General features: G+C 40.8%; 8 protein-coding genes and 2 pseudogenes. 4 read left to right on the forward strand and 6 right to left on the reverse strand.

What is annotated here, in order from left to right; genetic code table 11:
• Positions 1 to 30: 30 nt before the first annotated feature.
• Complete coding sequence (serB, locus tag KAN5_RS01010; RefSeq protein WP_244390232.1) at positions 31 to 1,044, forward strand: phosphoserine phosphatase SerB; 1,014 nt, start codon at positions 31 to 33, stop codon at positions 1,042 to 1,044.
• On the opposite strand, the gene KAN5_RS01015 is transcribed toward serB, so the two are convergent.
• Positions 1,045 to 3,531, reverse strand: coding sequence for a PilZ domain-containing protein (locus tag KAN5_RS01015; RefSeq protein WP_244390233.1), 2,487 nt, complete (start codon positions 3,529 to 3,531; stop codon positions 1,045 to 1,047).
• A 363-nt stretch (positions 3,532 to 3,894) separates the two neighbouring features.
• On the opposite strand from KAN5_RS01015, the pseudogene radA reads away from it, so the two are divergent.
• The 3 genes and pseudogenes from radA to KAN5_RS01030 all read left to right on the forward strand — a co-directional run.
• Positions 3,895 to 5,285: pseudogene (gene radA, locus KAN5_RS01020) on the forward strand (DNA repair protein RadA).
• Between the two features lie 154 nt (positions 5,286 to 5,439).
• The gene (locus KAN5_RS01025) at positions 5,440 to 6,372 is read left to right on the forward strand and encodes a hypothetical protein (protein ID WP_244390234.1); all 933 of its coding nucleotides are present in this window, start codon (positions 5,440 to 5,442) and stop codon (positions 6,370 to 6,372) included.
• A gap of 402 nt (positions 6,373 to 6,774) precedes the next feature.
• Positions 6,775 to 7,065: pseudogene (locus tag KAN5_RS01030) on the forward strand (hypothetical protein); the annotation flags it as partial.
• Between the two features lie 417 nt (positions 7,066 to 7,482).
• Here the strand turns inward: KAN5_RS01030 and serA are convergent.
• The 5 genes from serA to KAN5_RS01055 all read right to left on the reverse strand — a co-directional run bounded on the left by serA (position 7,483) and on the right by KAN5_RS01055 (position 12,237).
• A complete protein-coding gene (serA, locus tag KAN5_RS01035; RefSeq protein ID WP_016708660.1) occupies positions 7,483 to 8,712 on the reverse strand; it encodes a phosphoglycerate dehydrogenase in 1,230 nt (409 codons plus the stop codon).
• A gap of 13 nt (positions 8,713 to 8,725) precedes the next feature.
• Positions 8,726 to 9,379 (reverse strand): ribose-5-phosphate isomerase RpiA, encoded by a 654-nt coding sequence (rpiA, locus tag KAN5_RS01040; RefSeq protein WP_016708661.1) that lies wholly within the window; start codon positions 9,377 to 9,379, stop codon positions 8,726 to 8,728.
• A gap of 52 nt (positions 9,380 to 9,431) precedes the next feature.
• The gene (locus KAN5_RS01045) at positions 9,432 to 10,028 is read right to left on the reverse strand and encodes a 5-formyltetrahydrofolate cyclo-ligase (RefSeq protein WP_244390235.1); all 597 of its coding nucleotides are present in this window, start codon (positions 10,026 to 10,028) and stop codon (positions 9,432 to 9,434) included.
• 30 nt (positions 10,029 to 10,058) lie between these two features.
• Positions 10,059 to 10,604, reverse strand: a complete 546-nt coding sequence (locus KAN5_RS01050) for a hypothetical protein (protein ID WP_016708663.1) — start codon at positions 10,602 to 10,604, stop codon at positions 10,059 to 10,061.
• A gap of 115 nt (positions 10,605 to 10,719) precedes the next feature.
• A complete protein-coding gene (locus KAN5_RS01055) occupies positions 10,720 to 12,237 on the reverse strand; it encodes a carboxypeptidase (RefSeq protein ID WP_244390236.1) in 1,518 nt (505 codons plus the stop codon).
• Positions 12,238 to 12,411 lie beyond the last annotated feature (174 nt).

A 12,411-nucleotide genomic window follows, 5' to 3' on the forward strand; every position in this document is an offset into this window, starting at 1 on the left:
GGAGACATTAGTATTATTTTTGGAGTCACCATGACATTGGAGCGCATTGCGAGCCTTTCATCTGAGCAATTGTCAATGCAGTTGTCGTTAGGCAAGTGGTATCACTATCAAAGCGCCTTAGTAGAGCAAGCACCTTTACCAGCCGATCCACAAGGGGTGTTTAGCATTGCTTTTACTGGGAATTTTAACGGCCAACAACTAACAGATATTGTTCAGTTTTTATCGCAACAGCAATTTACAGTCTCAGCTGTATGTCGTTATCAGCCTGATCCAAGTTTAACGCCTGCTTTGTGCTTTTACAGTGATACCGCAAACGCGAGTATTAACCCCCTATTACTGAATGAGTTTGCTCATCCGCTGGGTTTTCAACTTGTACAAGTTAGCAAGCCGCCAAAGCTTACAGCTCCAGGCTTATTAGTCATGGATATGGACTCAACTGCCATCACCATCGAATGTATTGACGAAATTGCTCGTCTAGCTGATGTGTACGATGATGTTGCGGCGGTGACTGCACAAGCAATGGCTGGCAAATTAGATTTTAGTGAAAGCTTGCATCAACGTGTAGCCAAGCTTGAGGGAATAGAGCCAAGCTTAATTGATGAGCTGAAAAGCAGCTTGCCTTTAATGCCGGGGATTAAAGAATTATGCGAAGTGTTGAAACAACATAGTTGGTATTTAGCCATCGCATCAGGTGGCTTTGTACCATTTGCTGAGCAAGTGCAACAGCTTATTGGTTTAGATGAAATCCATGCTAATGTTTTAGAGTTTAAAGACGACAGACTCACAGGTAAAGTGCTGGGTACAATTGTTGATGCGCAGCAAAAAGCCGTGGTACTTCGTAACTTACAGCAGCAGTTAAGTTTACCAATGCAGCAAACAGTGGCTATTGGTGATGGCGCAAATGATTTAACCATGATGGCAGAGGCAGGGCTCGGAGTTGCCGTTCACGGTAAGCCGAAGGTGGTTGAGCAAGCTCAAGCAGCCATTTGCCAAGGCTCGCTACTGCAGCTGCTGTATTTATTAACCATTCCAATGGCTGAGTAATTAACTTAGTCGCTTTAACCAAATTTGTTTACGCTTATTCATTTGTTCTATCAGCTCAACTGGTAAATCTAAATGACTAAGCGTTTCATCAGTTACATCAACCATGTCACCAACACCTGCTACTGACCACAACGCTTCTTCCAGATCTTTGGCTTTATGAAGTGCGTATTGGCTTACGTATTTTAGCTCGTTAGCTAAGTAATCAGTGTCAGGGCGACCTGTTCGCGAAATAAAAACACGCATTATAAATAACAATTCAGATTTTAAACCTTTCTTTAAAAAGAGGAGGTTAGGGGTGAAATCGTCCGTTGCACTGCATTGGCTTTTCACAGCCTCTTCAATAGTTGATTTTTTCGGATCAAAACGGATAAATAAAGTAAAAGGTAATGGTGGATCTTGTCGGCTGCGGTCTTTTATTTGTGGGGTAATGACCTCATTTATTTTCTCTGGTGGCAAAAGCGCATCAATGCTGGTGGTGTCATTGAGCAAACCATAGTTTTGTAAAATAATATGTAATGGACTGGGGTATAAACCTTGGCCAATTGCGCCTGTTTTAAAATGCGCCGCCTCTTTATGTAAGTAAAACGGAAATTGACACACGCTCTTAGTCACCATGTTCCTAAGTGCCGTTGAAAGTCCAGGTACTTTTGGTGCTTCTTCAGATACTTTTAGTTTATCTTTATTATTTTCAATTAACTGTGTGAAAAACCTCACCCCTTCATGCGGGACGTCAGCTACTCTAGATGCTTTTAAATTGATAGTGGTTAATGACTTGCTAACAGCCATCACTTCATATTTCAATTTACTAAGCACATGCTTTTTAGTGATTTTTTGTAGCTCAGGCAAGCTTAACTCTACAATGTCACCTTTTTGAAAAGTAACGGGTTGTTCGCATTCTATTTGTAGCCCCATTACTGAGAAATCACGGCTATGGGCGGTATATGTTTGCTCATCTTGTGTAGTTAATAGTGCATCAGTTTTGTATAAATAGCGCTTATGCGAGCGCAGGTTCACATACTCTAAATCAACGGTTTCAAGCTTTGGTGGAGTTTTATGTTTACCGTGCCCAAAGCGCTTTAACTGATTAACGATACTTTTATCATAATCAAAACGTTGATAATGGGCTTGTTCTGCTGCGGTGCCAATGGAGGTTAAGATCAGTAAATACTTTACGTCTTTGATCATACCTTGAACGCGAGGCGAAGGGGGCTTATTGAGCTTTTCAATATCTTTAGCTGCGGTATTTGGTAAGCTCAGCGGAATATATGAGTCTTCAGGGTGGCTAGGCATTAACTGTACTTTAAAGCATTGCCAGCTGTCTTTTTGACTACCAAAACCAAAAAATAACGCACTTAAATGTGGCTCTTTAGCAAGCTCACTGCGTGTTGCTGAATAGTAATATACTTTACCAGCGACTACATGGGTAAAGGTGTATAAATACTCTTCTTTAACTTGCGCAGGGTTACTTAATAATTGGCTTAAACGTTGTTGGTTTAAAATAGTATATAAACAGGATAACTTACGTTCATCACAAAAATAACGCTGGATGAAAATATTGTTTTCAGTTGTGAGCACTAAGCTTGGGTAGAGCTTGTCATTTTGCAGGCTAAAAAAGGTGAATAATGAGGTAACGCGAGGAATATAATACTGCTCATAGCCCTTAGAAACCACAGCATCTAAAGTGTTATCTAAATTCACCTTATAACGGCGCTTATTACCATGAATAAAGCTTTCTAAAAATTCATCGAACTTTGCATTGTTCTCGATAAAAGTGCGTTTTAACCGCACATGATTATACTCTGTCGATATTTTTTCAACCGCAACAACTTCGTATTGAATACCGTTTTTTAAACCCAGTTCAAAATCTTGTTCAAGTCCCACTAAGCGTAGCCCAAGCAATTGGCCTTTCTTGACTTGGTAACGAGGGGAAAGTTTGATTTTTGCGCCACTTAAAGAAATATCAGACGTACTGGCCGCGATTGTATTGTCTTTGCTCAATTCTACCGTAATTTTGATTGAGTAATTCATTCGTTCTTCACGACGACTTTCATAAGAAGCAAACTTAATAACCTGACAATCTCGTTTTTGTTCATTTTGTTGGTCAGCTTGGTTTGCTTGCTGTGCAGCCTTTTTTTGCATGACGCGGTGATTGTTATCGGTATTCATAACGGCTTCATAAACCGCAAGAATATACCCACCATGACGTTTTATGGCTTTTTCAAATACCGCAATGGCGGTTTCATCCATAAAGTGTTGTTTGCCTTCATACTCATAAGGCTTCACCTGGCCTGTAACTTGGCCACGTAAATCAATAAAACGAGCAATGGGTTGCGATAAGCGTGACATTTCCATCTTGATCAAGAATTGCTCAGGTTTTGTTAAACCTGCTGTCTTTGATTTAAAGATAGTGTCAAATTTGGCATTACCTAAATACGATTTAAGTTCGTCAACCAAACTTTCGTACTTCAGTAGAATGTCTTCAGTCATTTATAAAACCATCACCGTCTATTCTAAAAAGTTGGTATACTGCGTGAGTATTTATACATTCTCTGGGCTGCTGGTTTTCAGCGTAGAAAATGTAATGAGCTACCATCTTTAGTTTTTATTATTATTAAACTGCCAAATAAATGGCTCATTACTTTAATTTTAGGATCAAAAAGCCCAAGTAGGAAAGGTTAAGCAAAAAGTATGCCCTAAAAAAAGTAAATTACTTTTATATAACTCGATTGTGGCGTTGATTTGTCTAGTTGGCAAGGTCAATATTCGTCAATCAAAGTACGGCATAGCAAACTAAACATTACCTAGTATTAACATAAATAATTTCAAAATGACGAGTATAGGCAAAAGTTTATGGCAAAAGCGGCAAAAATAGAGTTTGTTTGTACCGAATGCGGTATGAACTATCAGCGCTGGCAAGGGCAGTGCCGCTGTGGCGCATGGAATACCTTAGCCGAGTTTAAGCCTTCGGCAGGGCAAGCTAAGCTAAAAAAGCAGCAGCGCGTAGTGCTGTTGGCGGTTATGCTGGAGGTGTGGGCGGTGGCTCGAAAAAAATTAATGACATCGCAACCACTGAAGCCGAAAAGCAGCTCACCGGCATTGGTGAGCTTGATCGTGTTTTATCGGGCGGTGTTACCACAGGCTCTGTAAATATTATCTCTGGCGACCCTGGGGCTGGTAAAACAACATTATTATCTGACTTAGTAGCGCGTATGTCACAACGTATGCCGTCACTGTATTGCACCGCGGAAGAGTCGTTATCGCAATTTAAAAACCGTGTAAATCGCTTAAAGCTTGATTACAACCCTGATGAACTGTACTTATTATCAGAAACCAGTGTCGAAACTATTATCGAAGAGCTTGAAAAGAACAAAATTAAGTTTGCGGTGATCGACTCTGTTCAAGCCGTAGTAACTGATACCGCCAATGGCAGCCCAGGATCCCCGTCGCAAGTTAAAAGTGCCGCGCAAGCATTGACCCAGTATTGTAAGCAAAACGATGTCACTATGTTTATTATTGCCCATGTAAATAAGAATAATGAAATAGCTGGGCCGCAAACCTTAGTACACATTGTTGATGCGTTACTGCATATAGATACCAACGATGGCCAAATACGTACCTTACGTGCCAATAAAAATCGCTTTGGCGACATTGACACAGTGGGCATTTTTAGAATGTGTGAACGCGGCATGCTTAGTGTTGATAATCCCAGTGAAATATTTTTATCAGGCTCTAGCACTGATTCGCCGGGTTCAGCCATTACTTGTATTCGTAAAGGTAACCGTAATCTACTCCTCGAAATTCAATGTTTAACTACTGAAACCGAAGCTGAATTTCCGCAGCGGGTGTGTGTGGGCTTAAATATGAATCGGATCAAAATGCTCACCGGTATTTTGCGCAAGCACACTAAAACCAAAATCTTCCACGATACGTTTTTTAACATTGTGGGTGGGCTGAGAATTGATGAAACAGAAACCTGTATCGATTTAGCACTAGTGACTGCCTTACTTAGTAGCTTAAATGAATTTGTGGTGCCACGAACTACCTGTATTATGGGGGAGCTGAGCTTAAATGGTGACGTACGGCCAATTGACAGTGGCGTACCGCGCGTCAAAGAAGCTGCACAACATGGCTTTACCGAAATATTCATTCCATTTCGAAATTACCATAAATCGATGGAAGGGCTGGGCGCTAAAATCACCCCAGTTAAAACGGTACATGAGCTGTTAAGTTTAATTAATTAGTGGTAAGTACATAAGACATATTAGTGCTCCTGATCCAACGCAAGCCCTTACTAAAGCGATTATTGAGTGATAGGCTTAGGTAAATTTTTAGTATAAAGCCGTTTAAAACGTTATAAATAACAACGGTGATAAAGAATAGTAATAAGGAAATAGAATGAAAAAACTCGCAATTGTTGCCGTTGTTGTTGCCGCTGCAATCGGTGGTGTTAGCTACGCAAATCACGCACTGACACAAGAAGTGAAAGTAGAAGTTGATCGTCAACTAGCGCTGATGAATCAACAAATGGGCGTGACAGCCAGTTATGAAGATATCTCGGCGAGCGTATTTGGTCAAAGTGTAGAAATATCGAATATGGAAATCACCGGTTTTGACCAGCAACCAGTAGCCAATATTGCGAGTATTAAAGTGTCAGGATACGAAACCGATAAAATCGCGCCTCGTACCGAGCTGACAATTAAAAACTTTGCCTTTAGCGAGCACTTTTTAGCTCAGCTACCAGCAGATGCTAATAATAACCTTGCTTCAGCCAGTTATGATTTACATACTTTAATGAATTACGATGAAAAGTCAGGGGATAGCGATATTGCGTTCGATCTTAATGCTAATAAAATAGTTGCCCTTAATTTTAACCTCGGTTTAGCAAAATCAACTGCACTGATGAACGCATCATTAAAGTTAAGTCAAATGCAGCAAGAGTTAGGCAATCAGCAACCTACCCTAGAGCAGCAATTACAACAACAAACCATTTTAATGGAAGCACTTTCCCAGCTTGAACCGCGCAGCATTGAAATAGCCCTTAACAACGAAGGTGAGTTTAAAGCATTAGTAGAGCAAGCACTTGAAAAACAAGGTATGACGCTAGAGCAAATGCAGCAAATGGTCGACATGCAGTTGCAGCAAGCCCCTGTGAGTAAAGAGCTGGGTGAAGCGATTAAAAACTTTACACAAGGGTTAAGCTCATTAACCGTGTCAGCAAGCTTGCCAGAAGGGCAAACTATGACCGAGATCAACCAACAGATTTTTACTCTTATGGGGCAACCAGAAGAGCTGGCAGCGTTTATTAATTTAAAAGCGAAGGGTGAATAATAGCTGTCAGCTATCAGTCGTAAGCTGTCAGTTTAAAACAGCGGTAGTTTTGAGTTAGTTGAAAGCGCGAGTTTAGCTCGCGCTTTTTTTATTGGGTGATTTTAGGGGGTAGGAGCTAGGTTTTAGGCGCTAGGAAAAACCAAAGTAGGTCGGCGTTCAATTTATCATCGTAGATTGTGACTGAGCGCAACGAAACCCAACCGTGACAGAGCAAAACTGAGTGATGGCTTCAAGGTGGAAACCGACGTTGATATAGGTTTAGAATAATAACTCATTGAATAATAAAGCTGTTGTTTTCTCCCATATTCAGGAAAATGAGCGACACATGCATATTGTTTCATTTAGCTTTGCTTAAAGATAATAGAAAACGTAGTGATAGTAATACGTTAGCTAATTTGTTAACGTCAAATAATACCAAAAGGACTCCCGTTTGAGCTTAAATCATATCTTGAACTTATTGAATTAACTGGGCGCTGCGTTAAGGAAGGTAAACAGGGCTATATAGAGTGTAGTCATTTGCCATTATTAGAGCGTGTAAATATTTCCCCCGAAAACTGGTTAAAACTGACCACACAATTTACTCGCGTTTTTCATGGTGCAGTGGGTAGAGCGGCGGCACAAGAAAGCTACTGTGAAAATCTGAAGAGAAAACGACGTAGTAACGTGAGCAATAGCGAAAAACTACTGGCCTAGTCCTTATACTCAACTAAAACGTTAACTATTGTCTCAAGACAAGGGTTGCTATGTCAGTAATTTAGGGATTGTCGAATAAAAGCTTTCCGAGAGAATAGTAAATGTAATTTTGAATGAGTTTTAGGTGGTGAATACATTTTATGTGGACTTATCTTGTTCATTTTTTAGGTTGTTATTAAAGGTGGGTGTCAAGCAAAGAGCTCATTTTCCATACATTTATGGGGAGCTTGGACATTACGACTAAAAAGATTTAATGGAACGGAACCTACACTGCTCTTTGCAAAAAATATTTATTCCACTCAAAATAAAAGCCGTGCTTGACTTAACAAGCACGGCTTTTATTTTTACTAGCATCTAGCATCTAGCATCTAGCATCTAGCATCTAGCATCTAGCATCTAGCATCTAGCATCTAGCATCTAGTGAAGAATACGTGCTCTGATCGTGCCCTCTACTGCACTTAACTCTTTTAGTGCAACTTCTGACTGATCAGTGTCTACGTCGATTACTACGTAACCAATCGCTTCGTCTGTCTGTAAATACTGCGCGGCGATGTTGATGCCGTGCTGAGCAAATGCCTGGTTAATCTGTGTTAACACGCCTGGGCGGTTGTGGTGTACGTGTAATAAGCGGCTACGGTTAGCAAGCTCTGGCAGTGACACTTCAGGGAAGTTAACAGCAGTAATCGTTGAGCCGTTATCTGAGTACTTAGCCAGTTTGCCTGCTACTTCAATACCGATGTTTTCTTGTGCTTCTTGCGTTGAACCGCCAATGTGTGGTGTTAAAATCACGTTGTCGAATTCGCGTAGCGGCGATACAAACTCTTCATCGTTTGATTTTGGTTCAACAGGGAATACGTCGATGGCAGCGCCACTGATTTTTTTGTCACGTAGTGCTTCGGCTAAGGCGTCAATATCAACGACCGTACCGCGTGAGGCGTTGATCAAAATGGCGCCTTGCTTCATTACAGCGATTTCTGCACTACCTATGAGGTTTTTAGTTTGCGGTGTTTCAGGTACGTGTAAGCTAATAACATCAGCGCGTTGTAATAGCTGTGTTAGGTTATGGACTTGTGTTGCATTACCTAGGGTTAGCTTGTCTTCAATATCGTAAAATTCAACATTCATACCGATATTTTCTGCCATGATACTCAGCTGTGTGCCAATGTGGCCGTAACCAATAATACCTAAGGTTTTACCGCGAGCTTCAAATGAACCATTGGCTGTTTTTAACCAGCCACCGCGGTGGGCAATAGCATTACGCTCAGGAATACCACGGAACAACAGTAAAATTTCACCAAGTACTAACTCTGCAACAGAGCGAGTGTTAGAAAACGGCGCGTTGAACACAGCAATGCCGCGCTCACGGGCTGCGTTTAAATCAACTTGGTTAGTGCCGATACAAAAGCAGCCAACAGCAACCAGTTTTTCAGCCGCATCTAATACTGCTTCGGTAATATGAGTACGAGAACGTAGACCCACAAAGTGCACATCTTTGATGCGCTCCAGCAGTTCGTCCTCAGGTAATGAGGTTTTTACATAATCAATATTGCTGTAGCCGTTGCGTTTAAGCGTTTCAACAGCACTTTGATGCACACCTTCAAGCAAAAGAATTTTAATTTTGTCTTTTGCTAACGATACCTTACTCATATCCTCATCCTATTTATCTAATTTGCGGCCCATTTTTGGTACCGATAATTACTTTATCTGCGCCACGGTGGGCAAATAAGCCGTTGGTTACTACGCCAACAATTTGGTTAATTGTCAGCTCTAAATCTTTTGCTTGGCTGATAGACAAATTATGGACGTCTAAAATAACGTTACCATTGTCAGTCACAACCCCTTGACGATAAACGGGATCGCCGCCCAGTTTTAGTAATTCGCGGGCTACATAACTGCGTGCCATAGGAATAACTTCTACTGGCAGTGGAAATTCACCTAAGGTATCCACTATTTTTGTTTCATCAACAATACAAACAAACTGCTTAGCTACTGCAGAAACGATCTTTTCACGAGTGAGTGCTGCGCCGCCACCTTTGATCATTTCGTTTTGTGCGTTAATTTCATCTGCACCATCAACGTATACATCTAAGCTATCAACATCGTTTAACTCATACACTTCAATACCAAGAGCTTTAAGTTTTTCGGTTGATGCATCTGAGCTTGAAACCGCACCGGCTATGGTGTCTTTTATTGAACCTAGAGCGTCAATAAAGTGGTTTACCGTTGAACCTGTACCCACACCGACTATGGTGCCTTCTTTTACAAATTCGAGTGCAGCCCAAGCTGCTGCTTTTTTTAATTCATCTTGTGTCATGGTATTTGCTCAATAGGTGGAGTTACTTACCTTTAGTATACAAATTTATTGCTTACCAATGGTAGATTTTCTGCGGTGTAATTATGTAATTTAATGGTACGTCCCACGATTCAACCGGTAAACTTGTAACATGTTGGCATTGATGTGCAAGGCCAATTAGTTGTGGTTTTTGCCAGTTTTCTTTTTCGTAGCGCGCCAGTGTTTTATCATAAAAACCACCCCCCATACCTAACCGGTTGCCATTATCATCAAATGCAACTAACGGCATTAGCAGGTAATCAAGCTCTGCAAGCGGGCATATATGACTACAATTTAACTTGGGCTCCAAGATACCATAGCGATTTGCCTTCATGGGTGAATTTTCTTCATAACGCTGAAAGTATAAAGTAGTGCCGTTAAAGGGGTGGATAACCGGTAAATAAAGGTGGTGGTTTTTACTCCAAAGGTCCTTTATTAACAATGATGTATCAAGTTCTGCGTCATTGCTAAAATAGATGCCTATGTGAGCGTTTTTTACTTTTTTTTGCTGTTTTAAGTGTTGAGTAAAATTCACTTTCATTGCTTTTGCTGCAATTTTTTGCTCAGATTTTGACAGTAAATTACGTGCTTTGCGGATCTGTTGACGGATCTGTGCTCTTGTTTCACTCATTGTTAACTAGGTTGTACCTTTTATTTTATGTTAAAAACTGAATAAGTCAGGAAATGCAAACGATAACCCCAATACCACAAGTAGTATAACGACCATTGCGATCAGCGAAAATAACAGCACATTACTGCGCTTTTTAATTGGTGTGGTTAACTCTTCATCTAGTAGTAAATCGTCCGTTTGCCAATTATCGTCTTCATCTGTATTTGCTGGGTGTTGGCTTGTTGCTATACGTTGCTCTAAGTCATCGAGTTTTTCTTCAATGCGAATTAAGCTACTGGTGATGTAATCAAGGGCGTTAAAAATTCGTTCGTCGCGCTGGTTGGGGGTTTCAGTCGTATTGGCTGTCATATGTGTTTCAACAGGATGCAGCTTGCTCTTGATGCCAACACTCGCAAGTATTTTGGCTTGTTTTAGCGCTTTCTCTTTTTCACAAGGGGCAAACAATGGCTTGTTGTCAAAAAAAGCGGCCACTTTGGCCGTGGGGGCTTTTAGTTTCGTCGCCAACTGGCTGATCGCGTGTGCTTGGTCTGTATCTTTGGCTAGACCAGCAAACATGACACGGAAGTTTTCTGCCATTTTTGTTTTCCAAAACGTAAAATCAATGGTTTGAGTATATACCTAAACGTTTACATGTTGCGAAAAAAAAAGCCCGTAATAATCGGGCTTTTTATTAATTAGGGCAGTGCAATGTTTAATATTTTGCAGCTTCGCCTTCTTTAGGTAATGATTTTAAAATGAAATCTCGTAGATCATTATTCGAGCTTTCTAAATCTGCATGGCGTAAGTACATCATATGACCACTACGGTAGCCTTTAAAACTTAAGCGGTCACGCATTTTACTACTTGGATCAAGTTGCCACATAGTGTACTTGGCATCAAAGTAATTGGTTGCGCCATCAAAATAACCCGATTGGATCATTACATTTAAGTAAGGGTTTTGCGCCATTGCTAAACGTAAGTTTTCACCAGTATTATTATTTGTACGATCCCACGGATGAACATTGCCAAACAAGTTATATTTAACATCTGTTTTATAGTTTAATTCATCACGTAAATAGTGATTGATTGCCGGTGTAAAAGAGTGCAGCCATGATGTAAGTTCCGCCCAATAGTCAGGAGATTCACCCGCATCACGCTTATCAATACCTAAGTAGCGAGAGTCTAAACGACCTACTGTTTGGCCGCGTTCACGCAGTAACTCTTTCCAGAAAAAGTTATTTGGAATGTCGAGGTTGTTTTGCGCTACAAACTTTTCTGACACACCCGCATATAAAGCCATTTGTTTGATGATGGCTTGTTTTTCCTCAGCAGCAATAAATCCCCCTTTTGCGATAGCAGGCAGTAATTTATTAACGGTAAACTCTTCCACTTCAGGCAGTAATTTGTCTAAATCTTTTGCTTGCAGTGCAGGGCTGAGTGCTTTGTGGTACCAAGCGGTTGCGGCAAAGTAAGGTAAGCGGTTCGCCGCTTCCACTGGGCCTTCACGTTTAATACCAATCTCTGTTGGAGAGACTAACACCACACCATTTATGTACATCCATTGGCGATTTTGTAGCTCATGAGCAAGGCCTGAAACACGGGTTGTGCCGTAGCTTTCACCAATTAAAAATTTAGGCGAGCGCCAGCGTTCGTTGCGTGATACAAAAGTGTTTAACCACTCGGCTAAATATTTAATATCAGCATTAACACCAAAAAACATTTTTTGCTGTGCTTCTTTGCTTGGTAGTTCGCCTTTGTCGTTTTCAAGAACGCGTGAATAGCCGGTATTGACTGGGTTAACATAAACAATGTCGGCAACATCAAGTACTGAATAAGGATTGTCCTTTATACCGTAAGGCTGAATAGGGTAGCCTTCGTCATCAATTTTTAACACCCGTGGGCCAGTATAAGCAATGTGCATCCATACTGAGGCCGATCCCGGTCCACCATTAAATGAGATCAGTAATGGGCGTTTAGTGCGATCATCAACTTTATCACGTTCATAGTAAGTGTATTGTAATGTAGCTACAGCATCACCGTTATCATCCCATACAGGTTGTGTGCCTGTGGTTGCTGTATAAGTAAAGCGCTCCCCATTGATACGCGCTTTATGTTCGGTGACAACTTTGCTGTCGACATCAATGCGACGTTGGTTTTCTGCGTAACTGGTTGTACTGACAGTTAAAGTAAGTACAGCTAGTGAGAAACTAATGATACTGATAAGCTTCATGGTTTATCCTTTAGATAATTGTTAACCTATTAAAGATAATTTCTAGGTAAATAACAAAGGGAATGAGACTAGACGCCAATATTAGTCGGTAAGAGGTAGACAATAATATTATCCTAAAGGGAACTACTATGCTTTTATGCGTATATTTGCGGTAGGATATTTTGCTTAAAGCAA

Origin of the sequence: Pseudoalteromonas sp. KAN5 (assembly GCF_022846535.1) — a bacterium.
Classification (GTDB): domain Bacteria; phylum Pseudomonadota; class Gammaproteobacteria; order Enterobacterales; family Alteromonadaceae; genus Pseudoalteromonas; species Pseudoalteromonas haloplanktis.